The organism is Pedococcus sp. P5_B7, from assembly GCF_054049895.1.
In genome coordinates this window covers 273119-295323 of sequence record NZ_JBFULM010000006.1, presented here as the reverse complement: position 1 = coordinate 295323, position 22205 = coordinate 273119, and the positions used below count along the sequence as shown (strand labels likewise).

Genomic DNA, 22205 nt, shown 5'->3' with positions numbered 1-22205 from the left:
TGAGCCTCGTTCTGCTGATGCGTGGGTAGCCCCTGGTGGGACGTGCGCAGGTCATCTAGAAAGTACCCATCGCGTCCGGGACAAACCATTCGGAGGCCGTTTACGGGGGTCGGTCCGTGGCGGGCCTGAGGGAGATCGAGGGAGGTCAGTCCTGCGGGTGGGAGAAGCATCAGGCAGTAGCGGTGATATGACGCGGTCAGGATGTCGTTTCCATACCCCGCAGATTGGACGATGCCCTAAGTGGGTAGCACCAGACCGGACCCGAATGGAAGGAGACCGAGGTGTCGAAGGATCTGAGTGACAGCGAGAACCGCAAGAAGCTGAAAAAGTCGTCGTTCGCGTTGCCTGAGCAGGAGAAGTACCCGATTCCTGACATCGAGCACGCCCGGAACGCTTTGGCAAGGGTGGCCCAACATGGGTCGGCGGCCGAGAAGAAGAAGGTGCGGGCGGCGGTCGAGAAGGCGTATCCGAGCCTGAAAAAGGACGACTGACAAGAACTCTTCCGCCTTGAGCTGACGGTGCGGTTCGCCAGGACTGGTCGCGCGGTGGGCAGGGAGGCCTGACAGATCTGTGATCTGTGCGGTTGTCGTCTCAGCAGCCGGTCCCGGGCTGTCCCAAGCGAATGGTGTACGGCCCTTGCGGTGGCGTCCGGCTCGACGGCGAGTGCGAGATGATTGCGGCACCGTGTGTCTTCGACGGGCTCGCAGACCTTCCGGAGGGCTCTGCGAGCGACTGGGGCGCATCGGGCGTCGACCGGCCCTCGGAGCCGTCCGGCCCATGGCAGGCACCGTTGATCTTGACCGACCTGAGCGCGCCGCCGGCCGATGCGCAGACGCTGCGCTCCACCGCCCGGCTGCTCGCGCCGAGCTGCGACGCGGTCCTGGTCGGCGACCACCAGGACCGCGCCGACTTCCCGCCCAGCACGCTGGCCCGGTTGATCGACGAAGCGGACGCCGTGCCCTGGGTGACGCTTGCCTGCCGGGATCGCAACCGGATCAGTCTCGAACAGGAGCTACACGCCCTCGCCCTGGACGGTCTGGCCACCGTGCTGTGCGTCACAGGCGACGGTCGGGCGTACGACGTTCGCCCGGAGGTGACCCAGACCTTCGATCTGGACGGTACCCGGCTCGCGGCGTTGGCCGCGTCGCTCGGTCTTCCCATTGCGGTGGTGGAGACGCCGACCGCGCGGCCGGTGGCCGTGCGTCCCAAGAGGTTGGTGCGCAAGCAGGAGGTCGGTGCCCGAGTGGCCGTCCTGAACCACGTGCCGAGGCGGGCCCAGCTGGTCGAGTTCCTGGAGACGGCCCGGGTGGCGGGGCTGGAGTTACCGGTGATCGCCTCCGTCGTCGTGTTCACCGACGAGGTTTCGGCAGCGGCTCTGGCAGGACTGCCGGGTCTGGCAATCGCACCTGAGCGCCTCGAGGCGGTGCTGACGGCCGACGACCCCGTCGCGGCCGGGATCGCAGCGGCTGTGGACGAGGCAGTTGAGCTGTTGGAGTTGTCCGGGGTAGCCGGGGTGAACCTGTCCGGGCTCGCGTCGGCACGCGGCGTGCAGGACGCCGCCGAGATCCAGGCCGAGATCGGCCACCGGATCCGAACGACGCGAGGAGTGCGGCGGTGAGCGACTCCCCCGACTCGATGGACGCCGAGTTCGACACTGTCGCAGTTTGGACTGCGGACGTGGTCGCTGGCCTTGCCCCGGCCTACCGCATCCCGGCGGGATGCCGAGGCAGCGGCAGCCCGGGCGCGCTGCACTGGCTGCTCGACCGCCTGGCGCCCGAGGCCGAGGACATCTTCCTGGACTGCGGCGCCGGCGTCGGCGGCCCGGCCGCGTTCGCGGCACGAGAAACCGGCGTGCGTCCCCTGTTGACCGACCCTGAGCCCGGAGCCTGCAGCGCCGCGCGCATGCTATTCGGCCTTGCGGCGCTGCAGGCAGGCACCCAATTGCCGATCGCGACCGGGTCCATCAGAGCGGGGTGGAGCCTGGATGTGCTGTGCACGGTGAACGACCAGGCGGCATACCTGGCCGAGATCCGGCGGGTGCTCGGGTCGAAGGCGCGCTTCGGGATGATCGTCTACTGCGCCACGCACCCCGGAGGCCTCTGTCTGGAGCCGCCCGAGGGCAACAACTTCCTCACCGTTGAAGCGCTGGACGAACTGCTCGAGAGAGCGTCACTGCGGGGTGCTGACCAGTAGCTGGACCGACCACTTCGCTGCCTTCCCGGCCGACTGGGAAGACGTGATGGCCACCGTCCAGGCCGAGCTCCAGCGTCGCCACGAGGACGATCCCCGCTGGCAGACGGCTGAAGTGCAGTCGAGCCGGATGGGCTCGCTGCTCGCGGCCGGTGAGATACGCGGCAGGATGCTCGTGCTTCAGTCGACCTGACCTCGAGCCCGGCTTCAGCGCCAGTCATCACGCGCAAAGGACGTGACAGTTGGACGTCCCGCGTAGCTGGCCCGACGCCGATTGCCGGTGTCGGATGCAGGGCAGGCACCGTACCTGTGTTGGGGGCCTGGCGCGGCGCCGCCCGTCAGGTCACTCCGCTTCCGTCGCGTGGCGCCGACGACGAACCAGCAGGCGGGTGCGGCCACGAGCGACCTACTCGAGACCGTCTGGAGGACCCAGACAGTCAGCCGACTCGCGGGCGGAGTGACGCAGGTAGGTGCCCCAACTCGATGGCGCTTCGGCGGTCGGCACGTCGTCGGGCCGACCTGCTAGACCGGACTGCGGCGGATGGGTACTCACACGTCCCCGATGAGGCCACCTCCACGTGTTCGTGAGCGCAGCGTCTGCTCGGTATCAGGGGGCTGTTCCCGCATTGCTGCATCGACGAGTTCGATGCGGCTCCGGGTGCCGGTCTTGCGGAGCAGGTTGGACACATGGGAACTCACTGTCTTCTCGCTGATGAACAGGGCTCGCGCTATCTCGCCATACGTTTCGCCAGTCCTGAGGTGGGAGAGAACTTCCCTCTCCCGAACGGTCACCGGAACGCCCGCCACACTGGCCGGGCCGGCGCTCGGCGGCGTGAGTCCGGCATCGAGGTCGATATGGGCCTGGTCTGCTAGGCGCGTGATCGCCACGAGGAGCGTCGTGGCTCTGAGGTCGACCGCTTGGTGCGCGCATTCCCGGAGTTCGTGCCGTGCACGCTGGCGCTGGCCTGGTTCCGTCAGGAGGCGTCGCGCCAGGTGCATACCGCATCGAGCCTGCTCGTAGCGCAGCCCCGCTGCCCGAGTTGCCGCGAGCGCCTCGTCCCAGAGGCGTGCCGGCTCAGGTGCCTCGTAACACCGGGCGCGGTCTGCGCGATACATGGCCAGGTACGCCGGGTGAACCAGGTCGCGAGAGCCGACGCTGGCGAAGAGGGCGTTGGTGTTGGCGGCGCGTAAACCCTCCAAGGCACGGAGGCGTTCGTGGGCGCTCTCCCGTTGCCGAGTTGTCGTCGCGGCGGCCGCAAGGTCCGCGGCCGCCCGCGCCGCCCACAGGAGGTACTCGTCAGCGGTCCAAGCGTCGATCGATGCCGCTTCGGCCATGACGTCTTCCGCGATGTCGAGCGCTCGCCAAGGCTCACCGATGTCAACCTTCACCTGCATCTCGGCCCAATCCAAAGGGTCGCCAACGGGCTGGTGTCCCGGCATGAGCTCATGGGCCCGTTGGATGTGTCGATCGGCCGCCTCGACCTCACCGCGTCGGGCGCTGACGATGGCTGCGACGCACCGCGCATGGCCACTCCAGCGCTGGGCTTGCCGGAAGGACAGGATCTCGCGTGCGAGGGACTGGGCTTCGTCGAACCGGCCGAGTGCAATGAGGAACTGCGCGCCAACCGAGCCGATATTGGCTGCATCATGCCTTTGCCCTTGGGCAAGGATTGAGGCGTAGGCGTCGTTCGCGACGGTGGCTGCTTCGGCGTACCGGCCGAGCGACTGGTAGCTGTTGGTGGTGAGGACCGCGGTGCGTGCCAACAGCGCCGTGTCGCCGACGTCCCTTGCCTTCTCGAGTGCCTCAAGGCTGAGGTCAAGCCCGTGCTCGGTGCCCCACTCAGTCTGGGACAGTACGCCGGTCGCCCAAGCCACTGCCGCGCCGGAGCGAGCCTGTCGGGCCACGTCGAGGGCGTGTTCTGCGTGCGTCCTCGCGTGAACATCTGCCGTGAACACCTCGCCGAAGGCGATGTGGGCCCAGGCCATTGCCTCCTCTGCTGTTGGGCCAAGTCCTTCGCAGAGTCTGACGCACTCGAGCCATTCGTCGGGCGATATCCCCCACCCCCGGCCGAGGAAGGCGCGGAGGAATGGCAGGGGCAGCAGCATTCGCGCCGCGTCCACGGGGCTTGCGCTCCGGTCGATGTCTGCGAGTGCCCCCTCGTAGAACCGGAGGGCGTCGTCGTACCGTCCGGCACGCTCGCATGCCTCCGCGGTACGCCGCTGCAGATCGAGGGTGTCCACACTCGCTTGCATGGCCGAGGAAAGCTTGGGGTGGAGATCCACAGCTCGGGCCAGGTGACCTGCGGCGACGTCGGTGGAGCCAACTCGGCCGGCCTCGTCCGCAGCCTCGAGAGACCACCGGTAGGCATCGTCGAACCTGCCAGCGGCTTCGTAGTGCAGCGCGAGTCGATGTGTTCGTTCCTGGGGAATCACCGCCTCCGCGTCCGACCACATCTGTGCGTACTGCAGGTGAAGGTCAGCCACCTGCCAGGCAGGCAAGGTCGCGGCGATCACCTCCGCGAACAGTGGGTGAACGAACCAGGCCTCGCCGCTTTGGCGAACCTGAGCGACACCCTTGCCCACAGCCTCGTCCAGAGCCAGCGTGAAGTCGTGCGGTCCGATGTGCCGCTGAAGGGCCAGACCTTGCAGCACGCGGATTTCCACGGGTTGGCCGCCCGCAGACAAGAGCTGCGTGACCTGTCGGGCGACCGGTCCCAGCCGATGCCAGGCTCCCAGGACGGCGTCACGAAGGTCGGCGTCGCCGGTCATTGATGCCGGGCGGAGGTCGCTCGTGTGGGGCGTGCGGACGAGGAGTTCGGTCAGGTAGGGGTTGCCGCGAGACTTGTCGAAGATTGACTCAACGATCTGCCCACTGGACCGCACAGGGGTAATGCTCGACACGAGTTCTTCCGTGGCCCAAGAGTCCAGCCTCTGCAGCGCGAGTGAGTCGACACTTGGAAGCCTCCATACGTCGGCTAGCCATGCACGTAGCCGGTGCCCGTCCTGGAGGTCGGTGTCGCGGTAGGTGCCTAGAAGCGCCACATTAAGGCCTGCGCGGAAGCCAGTGAGGAGGTAAGAGAGCGCGTCGAGCGTGGATTGGTCCGCCCACTGAAGATCGTCGACGACGAGCAGGGTTGGCCGACTGTCCACGAGAGTGTCCAGCGCGCGGCTCCACTGCAAAACCGCATCAGAAGAGACGTCTTCGAACCGTGGCACCGATACCAGATCCTCGCCACGCTGGGCGCTCGGGAACAGCCTGGCTCGGTCCGTCGGGTCCGTCTGGCGCAACCAACCTGTCAACGCGGTCGACAAAGGAAGCAGGGCCGGACCCTCAGCGCCGAACCGAAGGCACGTTGCGAACAACACATGAAACACGCCGGGCTCGAGGGCCGATAGGAGGTCCCTGACCAGGGCCGTCTTGCCGATACCAGCTTCGCCGTGAAGTAGAAGAGTCGACGGGAAGCCCTCACGAGCGCTAACGGCCAAGTGGCGCAACCTCGTGCGCTCGGCATCCCTACCCACAAGTCGAAGCCCGATGCTGCCCATGGCAACCATCATCAGTCTCGACGGGGCGCTTCAGCGGGCGATTCCGGGACGAACAATCCGCACGATCGCCCCAAACCGTCGCGGGCCGCCCTTGGCTCTTGGCCCGCACGATGCATGCGCCTAGGTTTCTCGTCGTGCGCACAGGCCGGCTCGGCTTGCAGGGAGGAACATCCGGGTTCAGACACAAGCGGGACGAGGATTGCGGCTGGCTTCATGCGCCGATCGCAGACCGCTGAACAGCGCCCAATCTGGGCGGAAGGCCGCGCGGCGGCAGCCGGTGCGCGGCTGTTGGTTCCAGAAGCACGGCGACGCCCGTCGGGCGTGAGCCCGTGAACACGCCTCCGCCTCCGCTGACGGTCCACCTTGAGCCACACTGGGTGTCGGTGGCCAGGCCCCTGAGCAGCATTCCTACTGGTTCAGGTCCCGCGTTCGGCACCCAGCTGGCGCATCTCGGAGGTGGCCGTGTCCGCTGAGCAGGAGGGTGGTCGTCCGGTCTTCGTGCTGCACGAGCACCAGAAGCCGCAGCACCACTTCGACCTGCGGCTCGAGGAGGACGGGGTCCTGCGCTCGTGGGCCGTGCCGCGCGGACTGCCGACCAGCGCGTCGAAGGACCGCCTCGCGGTGCCCGTCGACGACCACGCGCTCGAGCACGCGACCTACGAGGACGAGACGAAGTCGATCGCCGACACCGGCTGGTGGGAGCTGGAGGACCGCACCGAGCGACGCACCGTCTTCGTGCTGCACGGTCGCCGGGGAGCTCGCCGCTACGCCCTCGTCAGCACCGACCGGGGCGCGCTGCTCCACCTCCTGAAGGACCAGCCGAGCACCTGAGGAGTGCCCGGGAGACCGGTTGGGCCCGCTCCTGGGTGAGCCGGCTCAGCGCCAGCCGGCTCAGCGCCAGCCGGCTCAGCGCCAGCCGGCTCAGCGCCAGCCGGTCGTGTGCACGCCGCAGCGCGCGGGGTCGGCGACCGTGGTGTGCCGCACCAGGCTCCGGACCACCCAGCGGATCCGGCGGCGGGTGAGCAGCAGGACCACGCCGATCCACAGCGCGATCGCCCAGCCCTGCGGGCCTCGCGGCGGATCGGGTGGCGGGGGATAGGCCCCGTCGAACAGACCTGCGGCCTGCTCGAAGTGGTTCTCCGACCCGGGGTAGAGGGTGTCGTCCACGAGGTAGAGGACCGGGAGCAGCGAGATCCCGCCGACGATGGTGCACACGGCCCACTGGTCGACGTGGCGGGACTCGTGCTCGGCCAGGTCGCGGGCGCGGACCGGGTTGATGCGGGGCACGGGCGAGGCCAGGAAGACCTCGCCGACCATGCTGCCCATGTGCTCGCCGGCCTGCGGCACGAAGGCCAGGGTGATGGGCGGGTCGCCGACACTGCACAGGCCCTGGCCCCGGGCCTCGGCGAAGCCGAGCGCGAGCCCGCTCACCGGCGCCGTCATCACCGAGCGGACCGTCGACCACGGCGGCGGCCGGCTCGGGGCACGCGGGTCGATCACCCGGCGGCCCTCCGCGATCGAGGTGTCGGCGGCACAGGCCGGCAGCTCACGGGCCCGCTGGGAGAGCCGCAGCCCGAACCCGGCGACGGACAGGAGCGCAAGGACCACCATCGCCGCCAGCAGGCGTCGGTGCCGCCGCTGGCACAGGTCGCAGGCGAGCACGCGGCGGGGGCGCAGCATCCGGGTGCGGGGGAGGACGAGGAACAGCCCGAGCAGGCCGCCGCCCACGAACGCGACGAGCATCCACACCACCCGCATCGACGCGGACGTCGGTCGGCGGCGTGGACGGGCGGCCTCACCCACCACGTTCTCCACTTGCCACGGCTCCAGCTGCCAGGCCACGGACACCGACACCAGGAACGGCCGGACCGCGACGGACGAGCTCGCCCGGTTGGCTCCGGGACCGGCTCCATTCTGGTCCTTCGACCCGTCCACAACCAGAGCCCGTATGCCGCGTGCGGTGCCGCCGCGGCATACCTCCGGTGCGGGGCGCGTGCCCCTGCCCGGCCGGGCCCGCGCGGGGCCGGGCGTCCGCCCGTGGACCGCCGCAACCTTCCGTTAACGCACGTCCCCTAGGCTCTTTCCGTGAGCGACACCCGTGACACCACCACGCCCCTGCCGACGCCCGCGGCGTCCGCGCCCACCCGGATCCTGGTGGCCGAGGACGAAGCCCTGATTCGCCTCGACCTCGCCGAGATGCTCGTCGAGGCGGGCTATGACGTGGTCGGACAGGCCAGCAACGGTGAGCAGGCCGTCGAGATGGCGACCGAGCTGACCCCTGACCTGGTGATCATGGACGTGAAGATGCCGGTGATGGATGGCATCACCGCCGCCGAGCAGATCGGCGCCGCCCGCATCTGCCCCGTGGTCATGCTCACGGCCTTCAGCCAGACCGAGCTCGTCGAGCGGGCCCGCGACGCAGGGGTGATGGCCTACATCGTCAAGCCGTTCACGGCCTCCGACCTCACGCCGGCCATCGACATCGCCAGGCACCGCTGGACCGAGGTCAAGGCACTCGAGCAGGAGATCAGCGACCTCGGCGAGCGGCTCGAGACCCGCAAGGCGGTCGACCGCGCCAAGGGCGTGCTGATGAAGAAGCTCAAGATCACCGAGGCCGAGGCCTTCCGCTGGATCCAGAAGACCGCGATGGACCGTCGCCTCGGCATGCGCGAGGTGGCCGAGGCCGTCGTGGCCGGGATGGACAAGGCCTGAGCGTCGACGTGGTGGTGCGCCCCGCAGGTCAGGGTGACGCCGCGGTGCTGGCGCGGGTGGCGGCGGCGACGTTCGCGCTGGCCTGCCCTCCGCACACCACCCAGCAGGCGATCGACACCTTCATCGCCGACGTCCTGTCGCTCGAGTGCTTCGCGCGCTACCTCGCCGACCCCGCCCGCGACCTGTTCGTCTCGGTGGGCGACGACGTCGTCACGGGCTACGCGATGGTGGTCCACGGGGAGCCCGCCGACCCCGACGTGCGGACGGCGCTGACGCTGCGGCCGACTGCCGAGCTGAGCAAGATCTACGTCCTGCCCGACCACCACGGCGCGGGCACCAGCCGGCTGCTCATGGAGGCCTCGATCGAGGCGGCCCGGGCGCGTGGCGCGGTCGGGGTCTGGCTCGGGGTCAACCAGGAGAACGAGCGCGCCCAGCGGTTCTACGCCAAGAGCGGGTTCGCCAGGGTGGGCACCAAGCGCTTCCTCGTGGGTGACCGCTACGAGGACGACTACGTCTTCGAGCGGCCCGCCTGAGCCTCCGGAAGCCCTCCGGGGGACCCGGCTGCCGAGTCCTCGCGGACGCCGTGAAACGATGGCGAAAGCAGCGATTCGGCGCCGACCCGTGATGTAACACCCGTGGAACACCGACAGCGACAAGAGTTAACACGGGAAAGTTGTTGAACCCTTCACGAGGGCCCTCGAATGGGCCTAGAGTCCTGACTCGGTCGTCTTTCGAGGCGCCGCGGCCGTCGGGGGAGCCGTCTGCAGGTGGTGAGCAGTCCAGACCGACGATGGAGGAACCCCGGTGAGCCGTCCCGTGATCAGCGTCAGGCGCGTCTCCGCGGATGAGGAGCGGTCCTTCACCGAGCTCTGGATGTGCTCCCGGGTCGAGGCCGGCGTCAGTCCCGAGGTGGCCGCCCGCGCCGCCTCCGAGGGGCGCATCTCGACCGCCCTGCACCGCGAGGACGTCCGGGCCTACGTCGCCATGGCGGACGGTCAGCCGGTCGGGTTCGCCGTCGCCGCCACCAGCCCGTTCTCGTCGCTGACCGATGTCCCGTGCGTCACCATCGACCAGCTCTACGTCGTGCCCGACTCGCGCAAGCACGGGGTCGCCCGTCAGCTGATGAGCGCCGTCACCCTCTACGCCGACTCCCGCGGGTGCGAGCAGATCGGCTGCAACGTGCCGGCCCAGCACCGCGACGCCAACCGCTTCTTCGCCCGGCTCGGCTTCTCCTCGCAGATGGTGCGCCGCGTCACCAGCGTGTCCGCACTGCGGCGCCGACTGGGGCAGGACGAGCCGCGGCACCACTCCATCGAGGCACTGCTCCACCGCCGCCGCTCCCTGCGCGCACGGGCGACGGCCAGCGCGAGCGCCGACAGCCGCCTGGCCGGCTGACGGGTCAGGCGCCGGGCGCCGCGTCGCGAAGCAGGCAGGTGATCCGGCAGGTGCAGGTGCGCCGGTCCTGGTCGTCGGTGATGACGATGTCGTAGCAGGCCAGGGTGTTGCCCAGGGACAGGGCGGTGGCCGTGCCGGTCACGAAGCCCGAGCGGGCGGCCCGGTGGTGCGTCGCGTTGATGTCCAGCCCCACGGCGATCCGGTCCGGGCCGGCGTGCAGCGCTGAGCCGATCGAGCCCAGGGTCTCGGCCAGGACGACCGAGGCGCCCCCGTGGAGCAGCCCGTAGGGCTGGGTGTTGCCCTCGACGGGCATCCGGGCGACGAGGCGCTCCGGCGATGCCTCCAGCACCTCGATCTGCATGCGGTGGAGCAGCGAGTTCGGGTTCATCGCCAGCATCGCCTCGAGGGCGGCGGCGAACTCGGGGTGGGTGGGGCCGGCGCTCATGGGGCCGGCGGTCGCGGGGGTGTCACTCATAACCAATAGGCTGCCATGCGTGAGTCGCCTCCTGCTCCTCGACGGTCATTCCCTTGCCTACCGCGCCTTCTTCGCGCTGCCGGCCGAGAACTTCTCGACCAGCACGGGCCAGCACACCAATGCTGTCTACGGCTTCACCTCGATGCTCATCAACGTCATGCGCGACGAGCAGCCGACCCACCTCGCGGTGGCGTTCGACGTGTCCCGCCAGACGTTCCGCACGGAGCAGTACGCCGACTACAAGGCCGGTCGCTCGGCCACCCCCACCGAGTTCCACGGCCAGGTGTCGCTGCTGCACGAGGTCCTCGACGCGCTGAAGATCCGCTACGTCGAGGTCGACGGCTACGAGGCCGACGACGTGCTGGCCACCCTCACCACCCAGGCCCTGTCCGAGGGCATGGAGGTGCTGATCTGCTCGGGTGACCGTGACTCGTTCCAGCTCGTCACCGACACCAGCACCGTCCTCTACCCGGTCAAGGGTGTCTCCGAGCTCGCGCGCATGACGCCTGGCGCGGTCGAGGCCAAGTACGGCGTGCTCCCGGAGCGCTACTCCGACCTGGCCGCCCTCGTCGGTGAGTCCTCCGACAACCTGCCCGGGGTGCCCGGGGTCGGTCCGAAGACCGCCGCGAAGTGGATCACCCAGTACGGCGACCTCACCGGGGTCGTCGCCCACGTCGACGAGATCAAGGGCAAGGCGGGGGAGTCGCTGCGTGAGCACCTCGACGGAGTGCTCCGCAACCGCCGGCTCAACCAGCTGGTCCGCGACCTCGAGCTGCCTCTCGGCATCGCCGACCTCGAGCGCCAGAACTGGGACCGCGAGCAGGTGCACACCGTCTTCGACAGCCTCGAGTTCAGGGTGCTGCGTGACCGGCTCTTCGAGTACCTCGACGCGCCGCAGGAGGAGGCCGACCACGGCTTCGACCTCGACGGCGCGCTGCTCGCGCCCGACGAGGTGGCCGGGTGGCTGCAGGAGTATGCCGCGTCCGGCACCACAGTGGGGGTGCACCTCGTCGGCCACTGGGGTCGGGGCACCGGGGACGCCACCGCCCTGGCGCTGGCCACGGACGGCGACGCCGCGGCATACCTCGACCTGACGGCACTCGACCCGGCGGGTGACGCCGCCGTCGGCGCGTGGCTGGCCGACGCCGACCGTCCCAAGGTGTTCCACGATGCCAAGGGACCACTGCTGGCGCTGGCTGCGCGGGGTTGGCCGGTGGCCGGCATCGCCACCGACACCGCGCTGGCTGCCTACCTCGTGCGGCCCGACCAGCGGTCCTACGACCTGGCCGACCTGGTCCTGCGCCACCTCGGGCGCGAGCTGCGCGCCGAGTCCGACACCTCCGGCCAGGGCCTGCTCGACTTCGGTGACGAGTCCGACGCAGGCGCGCAGGACGCGATGGTCCGGGCCCGGGCGGTCCTCGACCTGGCCGGTTCGCTGGCCGAGCAGCTCGAGGCCACCGGCGGCACCTCCCTGCAGCAGGACGTCGAGCTGCCGCTGGAGCAGGTGCTCGCGGGCATGGAGCGCACTGGCATCGCGGCCGACGTCGAAGTGATGACCGGGCTGGAGGCCGACTTCGCGGCCAAGGTCCGCGAGGCCCAGCAGGACGCCTACGACGCGATCGGCGGCGACCAGATCAACCTCGGGTCGCCCAAGCAGCTGCAGGTCGTGCTCTTCGAGACGCTCGGGCTGCCCAAGACCCGACGCACCAAGACCGGCTACACCACCGACGCGGATGCGCTGAACGACCTCTTCACCAAGACCGAGCACCCGTTCCTCGAGGCGCTCCTGCGGCACCGTGACTCGTCGCGGCTGCGGGTCACCGTCGAGGGCCTGCTGAAGTCCGTGGCCGACGACGGGCGCATCCACACGACCTACCAGCAGACCATCGCCGCGACCGGGCGGTTGTCCTCGACCGACCCCAACCTCCAGAACATCCCGATCCGCACCGACGAAGGGCGCCGGATCCGGGAGGTGTTCATCGTGGGCGAGGGCTTCGAGTCGCTGATGTCCGCCGACTACAGCCAGATCGAGATGCGGATCATGGCGCACCTGTCCGGCGACGAGGGCCTGATCGAGGCGTTCCGGTCGGGGGAGGACCTGCACCGGTTCGTCGGGTCGCGGGTGTTCTCGGTCGAGCCGGAGGACGTCACGTCGGCGATGCGCTCCAAGGTGAAGGCGATGTCCTACGGCCTTGCCTACGGGCTGTCCGCGTTCGGCCTGTCCAAGCAGCTGACCATCTCGACCGGCGAGGCCCAGGGCCTGATGGACGAGTACTTCGCGCGGTTCGGCGGGGTCAAGGACTACCTCGACTCGGTCGTCGCCGAGGCGCGGGGGACCGGCTACACCGAGACCATGCTGGGGCGGCGCCGCTACCTGCCCGACCTCACCTCCGACAACCGACAGCGTCGCGAGATGGCCGAGCGGATGGCCTTGAACGCGCCCATCCAGGGGTCGGCCGCCGACATCATCAAGCTCGCCATGCTGCGCGTCGAGAAGGCGCTCGCAGAGTCCGGGGCCCAGTCCCGTCAGCTCCTGCAGGTGCACGACGAGCTGGTCCTGGAGATCGCCCCCGGCGAGGCGGCTGACGTGGAGGCGCTGGTCCGCCAGGAGATGGGTGGAGCGATCGAGATGGACGTCCCGCTCGACGTCAGCGTCGGCGTCGGCCGCTCCTGGTTCGACGCCGCGCACTGACCATCAGGACTTGCAGATCGTGTACTCCCCGGCGCCGTTGAGGGTGATGAAGAGCAGCGCGTCCTTGGCTGTGGTCGAGACGTAGATGGTTCCCGGGGCGACCGTCCACATCCGCTGGACGCTCGCCAGGTTCTGTCCGCGCAGGACCTGGGTGACGACCTCGGTGCTCTGGCTCGTCACCGTGATCTCGTTCCCCCGACCGGTGCCGAGAACGAGGGCGGGTCGCTGTCCCTGGGCCGTGTAGGTGTGGCACCCGGCGCCGGGCTCCATCGGCCCGGTGAAGCTCCCTGTGATCTGGTCGAGTCCGCCGGCGGCCGGCAGGACCGCACTCGTAGTGCCGACCCGGACCATGTACAGGGCCTCGGCGTCGATGCGCCCCTGCGGCGTGGCCTTGCCCGGTGGCAGGGCCTCACGGATGTTCGGTTTGGTGATGCGCTGCGGGTTGATGTCGCCGTTGTAGAAGTCACCTGAGAAGTCGTTGAGACTGCGCTCGCCCGCGTCCACGGCAGCCACCATGCCGAGGGTTCGGTCCTGCCATGGTCTGGTGATCGGCACCCAGGCGGCTGCGAACGTGCGCTCAGCCAGGACACCGTTGACCGCGTAGCCGCCGAGGAGACCCGCCGCGATGAGGGCCGGCAGCCACCGGGGCTCCACGGCCAGACGGCTGACCCCCTCGATGCACAGTGCGACGGCTGGGACGAGGAAGACGACCGTGTAGTAGGAATAGCGTCCGGTGTCAGGGGACACGAACTGGCGGGACAGGGACAAGGTCGTGCTCATGAACACGGCGGCGAGCAGGCCCGCCCACGCCAGTTGCTTCAGCTTCTCCTTGCGGCTCTTGACGAGGGCGGTCCCCACGAGCAGTGCCACCAGCACGGCCGGCCCGACCTCGGCATACCCGAGGGCGTTCCCGATCGCGGCCGACATGCCCTGCCAGACAAGCTGCGGGATCTTGAGGTAGTCCCACACGCCCGTGGGCAGCTGGGCGCCGGCCTCGACGTGTCCGTACCTCAAGTACCAGAGGACGTAGACGCCCGCGGGGATCACGACCAAGCGGGCCGCCCGCAGGAGCCCGTGCCGGATCGCCACGAACGCCACGACGAAGAAGACCGCGCTGACGCCGGTGTTCGAGAACATCAGCGCACCCACGAGCGGCACTGCGACCACCCAGGTGCGGGGGCGTTCAGAGAGCGCCAGCAGGAGCGCGATGAGTCCGAGGAGCAGCGATCCCAGGTGGTTCATCGCGGCCGAGTAGAGGATGGCGTCGCCACCGATGCCGAGGAACAGGATCACCCACGCCCCGATCAGGGCAGCCACCTTGCGGGCCTGCAGTCGCCGCAGGATAACGAACCACAGGGCCGCGATCGCCAGGTGGAACACGATGGTCACCAACGCATACGGCAGGTAGGTGCGCAGGCCGAAGACCGCGAACAGAGCCCGGTAGATGGCGATGGTCAGGGTCGACCAGTGTCCGTTCCTCGGCTCGAGCCAGCCGCGCGACTCCTCCGGAATGGTGCCGCGCAACAACAGGAAGTCCCAGTCGTCCATGACGAACCAGAACTGGCGCGCGAAGCCGACGAGGAGAATGGCCTGCAGGCCGATCCCGACTGCCAGGATTGCGGCCGGTAGCGAGCCCTTGACGCGATTCCATTCGCGCGGGCCCGGCCGGGTGTGTCGGGGCGACACCGGGCTGCGGTCCTCGACCTCGTGGTCTGTTTCGGTGGCCACGGAGATCGGGCCTTTCTATCGGAAGTCTGCGCACTGCCGACATTTCGCCGCAGTTGGGCACAATTGTCGCAGACTCTCGAGGGCCTAGGAGCCGCTGGCGGCTGCTTCGCCTTGTCCGTCGAGGTGGGCGCACAGGTCGGGTACGGGGCCGTACTCGGACGAGACCGTGGCGTGCCTGGCACTGCCGTGCTCGCCGGCCCCGGTGAACGAGAGCGTGGTCTGCACGTTGTACCAGTCCGCGTTCCACTCGCTGGTGGCGACGTACAGGTCGTAGACCAGCTGGTCGTCGACGCGGATGCGCGTCTGGCCGGTCTCCGGCGTGGTGTGGGCCGTGACCGTGAACGGCTTGCCGCGCTGCACCTCGAACCAGGGCGAGTAGAAGTTGCCGTCCGGGTCCTCGATCACCAGTCGGGCTTCGGGCAGCCTGCTGTCGAACTCGACCCCGATCGTGCGGTCCTCGAGGCCGGTCTGGCGGAAGAGCCCGATGGTGCCCGGTCGGTAGTCCTCGAAGACGGGGCTGACCGTCACCACCATGTCGCGCTGCTCGACCAGGGCCCACGGCTCGTACTGGTCGCCGGTGTTGAGGTAGAGGGCGGCGCACTCTCCCCTGATGTGCAGCTGGTCGGTCCGGCCGGTCTGGGGGACGTCGTCCGAACGGGTCAGTGGGGGTGCGGAGGCCCCGTCCCCGAGACGAAGGCGCTGCTGGACCATGAGGTAGCTGGCGAGCCGGTCGCCGCCCCAGGTCTGGGCTGCCACGGCACTGCCGGTCGCCAGCTGGGCCACGATGCTGAACGCGCACAGCACGCCGAGGACGGCCGCCACCGCCACGCGCAGGGCGCGCACGCGAGGCACCAGACCGACCACCACCCAGAAGCCGACGAAGCCGCCGAGGACCAGCATCGGCACGAAGTCGCTCGTGTACCGGTTGGCCAGGTAGCCGTAGCCCATGATGCCGCCGGTGGCGCCCACCGCCGCGAACATCGGCCAGCGGACCGCGGCCACACCCGCACCAGACCGCAGGCCCACCAGGGCCACGAGGCCGACGAGCGTCAGCAGGACCAGCCCCGGCATCAGGGCGGTCACGCTCCCGGTGCGGTAGGTCTGGTCGAGGAAGGCGCCGCCATACGCCCGTGCCGGCTCCGCCGGCAGCGTGATGAAGGGGAAGTAGTCGACGAACCGGAGGCCGTCCGGGCGCAGGTAGTTCACCAGCGACGTCTCGAAGAACTGGGGGCCGGTGATGGTGCCACCGTTGACGCGCAGGGCCTCACGACGGTGCGCGTTCACCTGGGTCCAGACCTGGGACTGGAGCGGGAAGAGGTACGGGTGGCCGAACTTGACCAGGTTGTAGAGGACAGCCACGCCCAAGGGTGCGGCTCCGGCCGCGACCACGCCCAGGCCGAGCCGCCGGCGATGACGCACCGCGAGGGTGGCGCCGAGCAGGATCGTGGTGCCGGCCATGGCCCAGCCGCCAGGGGTCCGGGTGAGGCCCTCGGCGAGGATGAGGGCGGCCAGCCACAGCACCGCCGGGCGGTCGGGGGAGAGGACCACCCGAAGCATCCAGTAGCAGCATCCGACGAGCAGCGCCGTGGACCAGAGGTACACCTCGTGGTAGACCCACGGCAGCGAGGCGTCGAAGGTCAGGGTGGTGCCCCCGGTGGCCAGCCCGAGGACCACCGCCGCGCCCAGCCACTCGAACCGCGTGAGGGGCGTGTCGCCCCGGAGCTGCACCCTGAGCAGCCACAAGAGCTTCTGCGCGAACACCGCGAACACGACCCAGGCCAGGCCCATGGAGATCAGGCTCAGTCGTCCGTCGAACTCGTGCGTGACCAGCTGCACCGGGACGCGGAGCAGCGCCTGGAACGGCGGGAAGTACATGTAGGTTCGGCCGTCGATGACGAAGCCCTCGATGCCCAGCGAGCCCTTCGGCACGTCGAGCTGCCCGTGCAGGAAAGCCGTCGCCTGGATGTCGAAGAAGTTCGACGCGTAACGCTGCGACACGGCGGTGCGCAGCAGGTCGGTGCGGTAGTTCAGGAGAGCGAGAAAGAAGGGTATGCCGCCGAGGATCAGACCCGTGGCCGTGGCGAACCCCTCGCGGGGTGGTCGCCGCCGCACATGGGAACTCAAACTCGCTCCAGCTTGTAGAGGAACTGGTAGCCGAACAGCGTCGGCCAGACCCGCACGGCAGCACGGTCGACGGCCGAGGCGAACCGGGCCACCCGGCCGACGACGGGGTTGCCCCCACGCTCGAGCACGTCGAGCGGCGAGCCGACGGTCCGGCGCTCGACGATCCGCAGGCCCGCGCCCGCGATGAGGCGCTCGAAGCTGCGGCGGGTGAAGAACCGCACGTGGCCCCGGTCCAGCGGCCCGCGTTGGTCGTAGTCGAAGTTCCCCGACGCGGTCCGCAGCCGTGGGTACCAATGGCCGAAGTTGGGGATGCTCACGAGGATCGAGCCGTCGTCGCCGAGGCGAGAGACCATGTCGGCCATGAGTGAGTCAGGGTCGATGACGTGCTCGAGGACATCGCCCGCCACGATCACGTCGTAGCCGGAGCCGGCCTCGGTCGGGAGCCCCTGGTTGAGGTCGGCCTCGACGAAGGCGTCGATCCGCTGGCCGATGCCCTCGTGCTTGACCAGGTCGACGCCCACGACATGGTGCCCCATCGAGCGCACCAGCCCGGCGAAAAGGCCGTCGGAGCAGCCGACGTCGAGCACCGATGCCGACGGGATGCCGGTCAGCCAGGTGAGCAGCTGGCCGTGCGAGGAGTGCGGGCTGTGCTTGACCTCGTAGGCCGCGGTGTCGACGCCGCCGCCACCGGTGGACCCACCGAACCCCATCTGGAGGGCCCGGTGGCGCAGCACGTCGACGGCCACGTCGCGGGCGTAGGACAACCCGTTGACGTAGCAGATCTCGTCGCCGTAGTAAGTGGGGATCGGCACCTCGACGATCCGCTTCCGGGCGGCGAGCATGCCCAGGATGATCTCGGTGTCGAAGTCGAAGTCGTTGGAGTAGTCGGCGAAGGGCACGTCGCGCAGCGCGTCGGTGCGGTAGGCGCGGTAGCCGCTGTGCCACTCGGTGAGGGACGCACCCGTCATGGCGTTCTGGAACCGCGTGAGGATGCGGTTGCCCACGTACTTGTAGAGCGGCATACCGCCCTTGAGGGCTGAACCAGGCTGCATCATGCGCGAGCCCATCACGACGTCGGCCGCGCCGGTCATCAGCGGCGAGACGATCTGCTCCATGACCTCCGGGGCGTACTGGCCGTCGCCGTGCAGCAGCACGACGATGTCGAGCCCCTCCTCGATCGCCCAGCGGTACCCGAACTTCTGGTTGCCGCCGTAGCGCAGGTTCTCGACGTGCTTGATCACGGTCAGCGGGAGGGTCGAGCCGGACTTGTACTCGAGGCCGATCTCGTAGGTCTCGTCGACGCTCGCGTCGTCGCAGACCAGGACGTGGTCGAGCTGGTCGCGGAAGCTGGACGGGATGCGGTCGAGGGTCTGTCGGAGGGTGGTGGCCGCGTTGTAGGCGACCACGAGGACACCGATCCGGACTGCGGCCGGCTCGGCCGAGCCCACGTCTGCTGACGTCACTGTCATCCCTCTCATGCTGCCCCGTGGAGTCCCGACTCGCCTCGCACTGCATTGGGCTCGGGGAATCTTACCCGTTGGTAACGAGGCGGCAGGACGTTCTGGCATACTCCGCCCAATGACCGCCGCCCTCGTCGACCTCGGCACGCTGCAGGCCCGCTTGCCCGAGCTCGCGGAGCAGTACCGCTCCGCCCAGCCCTTCCCCCACATCGTGCTCGACGACGTGCTCTTCGCCGATGCGTTCACCCGCGCTGCCCAGGAGTTCCCCGCCATGCGGGACCCCTTCTGGAAGGGCTACCTGCACGTCAACGAGACGAAGTACGGCAACACCCAGCCCGACACCTGGGGGCCGACCCTGACCGAGGTCGCCAAGGAGTTCGTGTCGCCCGAGTTCGTGAGCTTCCTCGAGGAGCTGACCGGCATCCGCGACCTGCTGCCCGACTGGAGCATGGACGGCGGAGGCCTGCACCAGACGCTGCGCGGCGGCCACCTCAACATCCACGCCGACTTCACCACCCACCACGTCAACGAGCAGTGGAGCCGGCGGGTCAACATCCTGCTCTACCTCAACGAGGAGTGGCGCGAGGAGTGGGGCGGCAAGCTCGAGCTCTGGGACAAGGACATGACTGCCGCGCAGGCTAAGGTCCAGCCCGCCGGCAACCGGATGCTCATCTTCACGACGAGCGAGGACAGCTTCCACGGTCACCCGGACGCCCTCACCTGCCCGGAGGACGTCGCCCGCCGGTCGATGGCGCTCTACTACTTCACCGAGGAGGAGAACGCGGTCCGCAAGTCGACCAACTTCCGCGCCCGCCCGGACGAGGCCGTCGTCAAGCGCGCGGCGATCGCCGTGGACCGCGGCGTGGTCGCCCTCTATGACCGCGCCAAGCGCAAGCTCGGCCTCTCGGACAAGCACGCCTACGGCCTGCTCGAGCGGATCAGCCGCCTGAGGGCGCGACGGACGAAGTAGGCACCGGCGCGGTCCGGGGGCGGCGCAGCCATCCCTGGGTGGGGCGCTCGCAGAGTCGTTCGGTCAGGACCGCGACGAGGGCCGTCAGGGCGACGGCGAGCAGCATGCGGGGCACCCAGCTCCAGCCGTGGGAGTGTCGCGCCACGGCCCAGAACACGGGGTAGTGCCACACGTAGATGGCGAGCGAGAGGGTCCCGAGCCGGCGCAGCGGGACCAGGCCGAGCTCACGCGTGAGCGGACGACTGGGTGCCGCCAGTCCCGCGACGAGCGCGATCGTGGCGACCGTCGCAGCCGCCCCGGCCCACCCCAGGTAGGCCAGGTCGCCCGCGCTCCCTGCACTGGCCACCACGATGACGAGCCCCACGGCCCCTGCCGTGGCGAGCAGCCGCGCATCGCGTGCCTTGAGGGTGTGGAGTCGGGCAGCCACGGCGGGCAGCGCGCCCCCGAGGATCGGGTCGCACCGGGTGGTGGTCCGCAGGGATGCGCCCACCCACCCCTCGACGTCGAGGATGTGGGCCCGCCACAGCATGACCAGCACGACCCCGGCGGCGAGCACGATCAGCAGGGCCCGGAGTCGACGACGCAGGAGCCAGACGAGCACCACCAGGAGGAGGCTCACCTGGAGGTCGACCGAGACGTACCAGAGGTGTCCCAGGTCCTGTCTCGCGTCGGCGGAGTCCGTCTGCAGCAGCCAGTTCCAGGTGTAGGTCGCGACGGACCAGAGGGTGCGGCGGTTGGTCTGGTCCGTGGCCGGGTCGGTCGAGTCGAGCAGGCTGACCACGGCGACAGCCAGCAGCAGCGGGTAGACCTGCGAGCTCAGGCGGATGAACCGTCGGGCGGCCAGCCGCCAGGGGAGCCGTCCGGGGCCGTCCCCGGCGGCGAGGACGGCACTACAGAGCAGGAAGGCGCCGACCGCGAAGAAGACCGTCACGGCCGTGTTGCCGCTGTTGAACACGCCCCGGACCACCGGGATCCGGCTCAGGCCATCCGTCGGCCAGAGCGTCCATCCGTGCGACAGCACGACGACCACGATGGCGATGCCTCGGAGTCCGTCGAACGTCGTGATTCGTGGCGTGGTCGTGACTGCTGGGGTGTGCACCGGTCCTCCGCGTGGGTTTGGCAGAGGTTAACCTGCCCACTCGAAGCGTTGCTATAGCCTCCCCCTGTGGCCCGCCCCTCGACACGCGCCGCCGTCGAGCTGGTGGTGATGGTGGGCCTCGTGGCGGTCGTCCTCGGCCCTGCGCTGCGACCCGGAGTCGTCCTCGCGTACGACCTGGCCTGGTCACCTGACGCCCGACTGACGCCCTTCGCCACGGGCGCTGACACCCCGGCTCCGCGCGCCGTCCCGAGCGACGTCGCAGCCTGGCTGCTCGGGGTGCTGCTCACCCCCGGCGTGGCGCAGAAGCTGGTCCTCGGGGGAGTCCTCGTGCTGGCCGGGCTCGGTGCCGCCGGCCTGGTCCGCGTGGTGCGCCCGCCCGCCGGTCGCCTCGCGGCCAGCGCCGCGGCGGTGGCGGCCGTGTGGAACCCGTTCGTGGCCGAACGCCTGGTCATCGGTCAGTGGACCGTCCTGCTCGGGTATGCCGTGCTGCCCTGGGCGGTGCGCGCCGCCCTTCGCGTCCGAGCCGGGGAGGGCTCGCTGGTCGCCCTGTGCGGGTGGGCGGTGCTCGCGTCCGTCGGCGGCGCGAACTCCCTCGTGCTCGTCGGGCCCCCGGTCGCGGTGCTCCTGCTCGTCCCGCGCCCGGTCTGGCGCGCCGTCCTGGGGTGGCTCGCGGTCGTCGTCGGGGGCGCCGCAGCCTGGGCGGTGCCCGCGTTGTGGGGCGGGCTGGCCTCGGACCCCGCGGGCTTCACGGTCTTCGCCGCGCGCTCCGACGGTCCCTTCGGACTGGTGGTCTCACTCGCGGGAGGTGGAGGCTTCTGGAACCCGGCGTCCTACCCGGCCGAGCGGGGGGTCGCGGCGCTCGCGGTGGCGACCGCCGTCCTGCCCACAGCCGGCGTCGTGGCAGTGGCCGTGCACGCCGGCCGGGGCCGGCGCACACCTGTGGGTCTCCCCGTCCTGGTCGTGGTCGCGCTGCTCGGCCTGCTCCTGGCCGTTGCCAGCGGCACCCCGTGGCTGGCCGATGGCTGGTCGCGGCTGGCCGACGTCCCGGGCGGCGCGGTGCTTCGTGACAGCCAGAAGGTCGTGGCGCTGTGGGTCGTCCTCGGGGCGGCCGGGGTGGGCCTGCTCGTCGAGGGGTTGGTCCGCCACCGTGGTGCCGCGCTCGTGCCGGCCATCGGCCTGACCGTCGTGGCTCCGCTGTTGCTGCCCACGCTGGCGTGGGGTGAGCGGAGCCGGATCGAGGCGGTCACGGTGCCAGCAGACCTCCGGGCGACGGCCGCCGAGCTGTCCAGTGCTCCCGACGGGGACGTCGGGCTCCTGCCGTGGCGGCAGTACCGCCGCTATGGCTGGAACGACGCGCGGGTGAGCCTGAGCCTGGTCCCGCGCATGGTCGACCAGCGGGTGCTCTACGACGACTCGCTACCGCTCAGCTCGGGCCGGATCGCGGGGGAGAGCCCCCGTTCCGAGGCCGTCACCGCCGCGATCGACGGCGGGGCCGCCGCGTGGGATGCGGTGGTGGCGCAGGGAGTTCGTTACGTCGTCGTCGAGAAGGACACCGGACTCCCGACCCCGCAGCCTCCGGCCGGTGCCGGGCGCGTCATCGCGGACACGGCGCACGTGCTGGTCGTCGAGGTGGACCGGTCGGCCGGTCCGACGACGGGAGCGGTGACCGGAGCGAGCGACCCGGATGGGCGGGCGGGCTCCGCCACGGGCTGGGGTGTGACGCTCGCAACAGTCGCCGCGTGGCTCGTCCTGGCGACCCGGCGCGGCTTGCACAGAAATGGCGGAGGCAACCGAACTCGCTGGTAGGGTTCGGC

Annotated in this window: 18 protein-coding genes and 1 pseudogene; 12 read left to right on the top strand and 7 right to left on the bottom strand. The window is 69.9% G+C overall.

The features are described 5' to 3' along the window. Window positions 1-281: 281 nt before the first annotated feature. The 5 genes and pseudogenes from ACXJKD_RS15200 (at window position 282) to ACXJKD_RS15180 (ending at window position 2383) form a co-directional block, all read left to right on the top strand. Entirely contained in the window at window positions 282-491 is a 210-nt protein-coding gene (locus ACXJKD_RS15200) for a DUF6582 domain-containing protein (RefSeq protein WP_457255447.1), read from the top strand. Window positions 492-577: 86 nt separating this feature from the next. Then, a pseudogene (locus tag ACXJKD_RS15195) lies at window positions 578-685 on the top strand (methylenetetrahydrofolate reductase C-terminal domain-containing protein); the annotation flags it as partial. A gap of 111 nt (window positions 686-796) precedes the next feature. Then, the gene (locus ACXJKD_RS15190; RefSeq protein ID WP_457255613.1) at window positions 797-1618 is read left to right on the top strand and encodes a methylenetetrahydrofolate reductase; all 822 of its coding nucleotides are present in this window, start codon (window positions 797-799) and stop codon (window positions 1616-1618) included. Then, window positions 1615-2193: a class I SAM-dependent methyltransferase gene (locus tag ACXJKD_RS15185; RefSeq protein WP_457255446.1), complete on the top strand. Its 579-nt coding sequence runs from the start codon at window positions 1615-1617 to the stop codon at window positions 2191-2193. Before ACXJKD_RS15190 ends, ACXJKD_RS15185 begins: the two co-directional genes overlap by 4 nt. Continuing rightward, window positions 2180-2383, top strand: a complete 204-nt coding sequence (locus ACXJKD_RS15180) for a hypothetical protein (protein ID WP_457255445.1) — start codon at window positions 2180-2182, stop codon at window positions 2381-2383. The genes ACXJKD_RS15185 and ACXJKD_RS15180 overlap by 14 nt, the downstream gene beginning before the upstream one ends. A 356-nt stretch (window positions 2384-2739) precedes the next feature. Here ACXJKD_RS15180 and ACXJKD_RS15175 read toward each other — a convergent pair whose 3' ends face one another. Then, window positions 2740-5736 (bottom strand): helix-turn-helix transcriptional regulator, encoded by a 2997-nt coding sequence (locus tag ACXJKD_RS15175; RefSeq protein ID WP_457255444.1) that lies wholly within the window; start codon window positions 5734-5736, stop codon window positions 2740-2742. A 462-nt stretch (window positions 5737-6198) separates the two neighbouring features. On the opposite strand from ACXJKD_RS15175, the gene ACXJKD_RS15170 reads away from it, so the two are divergent. After that, a complete protein-coding gene (locus tag ACXJKD_RS15170) occupies window positions 6199-6567 on the top strand; it encodes a DNA polymerase ligase N-terminal domain-containing protein (RefSeq protein WP_457255443.1) in 369 nt (122 codons plus the stop codon). Window positions 6568-6657: 90 nt separating this feature from the next. Here ACXJKD_RS15170 and ACXJKD_RS15165 read toward each other — a convergent pair whose 3' ends face one another. Then, window positions 6658-7671, bottom strand: coding sequence for a hypothetical protein (locus ACXJKD_RS15165; RefSeq protein WP_457255442.1), 1014 nt, complete (start codon window positions 7669-7671; stop codon window positions 6658-6660). 150 nt (window positions 7672-7821) lie between these two features. Between ACXJKD_RS15165 and ACXJKD_RS15160 the strand changes: the two genes are divergently transcribed. The 3 genes from ACXJKD_RS15160 (at window position 7822) to ACXJKD_RS15150 (ending at window position 9843) form a co-directional block, all read left to right on the top strand. Further along, a complete protein-coding gene (locus ACXJKD_RS15160) occupies window positions 7822-8448 on the top strand; it encodes an ANTAR domain-containing response regulator (RefSeq protein ID WP_457255441.1) in 627 nt (208 codons plus the stop codon). 11 nt (window positions 8449-8459) lie between these two features. Continuing rightward, a complete protein-coding gene (locus ACXJKD_RS15155) occupies window positions 8460-8981 on the top strand; it encodes a GNAT family N-acetyltransferase (protein ID WP_457255440.1) in 522 nt (173 codons plus the stop codon). A 271-nt stretch (window positions 8982-9252) separates the two neighbouring features. Continuing rightward, window positions 9253-9843, top strand: a complete 591-nt coding sequence (locus ACXJKD_RS15150) for a GNAT family N-acetyltransferase (RefSeq protein WP_457255439.1) — start codon at window positions 9253-9255, stop codon at window positions 9841-9843. Window positions 9844-9847: 4 nt separating this feature from the next. Here the strand turns inward: ACXJKD_RS15150 and ACXJKD_RS15145 are convergent, their stop codons facing one another. Then, window positions 9848-10240 carry a PaaI family thioesterase gene (locus ACXJKD_RS15145; protein ID WP_457255607.1) on the bottom strand — a complete coding sequence of 131 codons (393 nt, stop codon included), beginning with the start codon at window positions 10238-10240 and terminating at the stop codon, window positions 9848-9850. 97 nt (window positions 10241-10337) lie between these two features. Here ACXJKD_RS15145 and polA point away from each other — a divergent pair, with 97 nt between their 5' ends. Continuing rightward, window positions 10338-13010 (top strand): DNA polymerase I, encoded by a 2673-nt coding sequence (gene polA / locus ACXJKD_RS15140; RefSeq protein ID WP_457255438.1) that lies wholly within the window; start codon window positions 10338-10340, stop codon window positions 13008-13010. 3 nt (window positions 13011-13013) lie between these two features. Here polA and ACXJKD_RS15135 read toward each other — a convergent pair whose 3' ends face one another. From ACXJKD_RS15135 to ACXJKD_RS15125, 3 genes are all read right to left on the bottom strand, one after another. Then, entirely contained in the window at window positions 13014-14738 is a 1725-nt protein-coding gene (locus ACXJKD_RS15135; RefSeq protein WP_457255437.1) for a hypothetical protein, read from the bottom strand. An 84-nt stretch (window positions 14739-14822) separates the two neighbouring features. Further along, window positions 14823-16850, bottom strand: coding sequence for a hypothetical protein (locus ACXJKD_RS15130; protein ID WP_457255436.1), 2028 nt, complete (start codon window positions 16848-16850; stop codon window positions 14823-14825). An 8-nt stretch (window positions 16851-16858) separates the two neighbouring features. Further along, window positions 16859-18331: a bifunctional glycosyltransferase/class I SAM-dependent methyltransferase gene (locus ACXJKD_RS15125; RefSeq protein WP_457255435.1), complete on the bottom strand. Its 1473-nt coding sequence runs from the start codon at window positions 18329-18331 to the stop codon at window positions 16859-16861. Between the two features lie 109 nt (window positions 18332-18440). On the opposite strand from ACXJKD_RS15125, the gene ACXJKD_RS15120 reads away from it, so the two are divergent. Further along, window positions 18441-19292: a 2OG-Fe(II) oxygenase gene (locus tag ACXJKD_RS15120; RefSeq protein WP_457255434.1), complete on the top strand. Its 852-nt coding sequence runs from the start codon at window positions 18441-18443 to the stop codon at window positions 19290-19292. Here the strand turns inward: ACXJKD_RS15120 and ACXJKD_RS15115 are convergent. Continuing rightward, on the bottom strand, window positions 19261-20391 hold the full coding sequence (locus tag ACXJKD_RS15115; protein ID WP_457255433.1) for an acyltransferase family protein: 1131 nt from the start codon (window positions 20389-20391) through the stop codon (window positions 19261-19263). The two genes, ACXJKD_RS15120 and ACXJKD_RS15115, sit on opposite strands and share 32 nt — an antisense overlap. A 66-nt stretch (window positions 20392-20457) precedes the next feature. Here ACXJKD_RS15115 and ACXJKD_RS15110 point away from each other — a divergent pair, with 66 nt between their 5' ends. Next, window positions 20458-22197: a hypothetical protein gene (locus tag ACXJKD_RS15110; protein ID WP_457255432.1), complete on the top strand. Its 1740-nt coding sequence runs from the start codon at window positions 20458-20460 to the stop codon at window positions 22195-22197. Window positions 22198-22205 lie beyond the last annotated feature (8 nt).

Coding starts and splice junctions, on each gene's coding strand:
- ACXJKD_RS15145 (WP_457255607.1), bottom strand. CDS start 10,240: ATGCTGGCGATGAACCCGAACTCGCTGCTCCACCGCATGCAGATCGAG.
- ACXJKD_RS15125 (WP_457255435.1), bottom strand. CDS start 18,331: ATGACAGTGACGTCAGCAGACGTGGGCTCGGCCGAGCCGGCCGCAGTC.
- ACXJKD_RS15175 (WP_457255444.1), bottom strand. CDS start 5,736: ATGGGCAGCATCGGGCTTCGACTTGTGGGTAGGGATGCCGAGCGCACG.
- ACXJKD_RS15120 (WP_457255434.1), top strand. CDS start 18,441: ATGACCGCCGCCCTCGTCGACCTCGGCACGCTGCAGGCCCGCTTGCCC.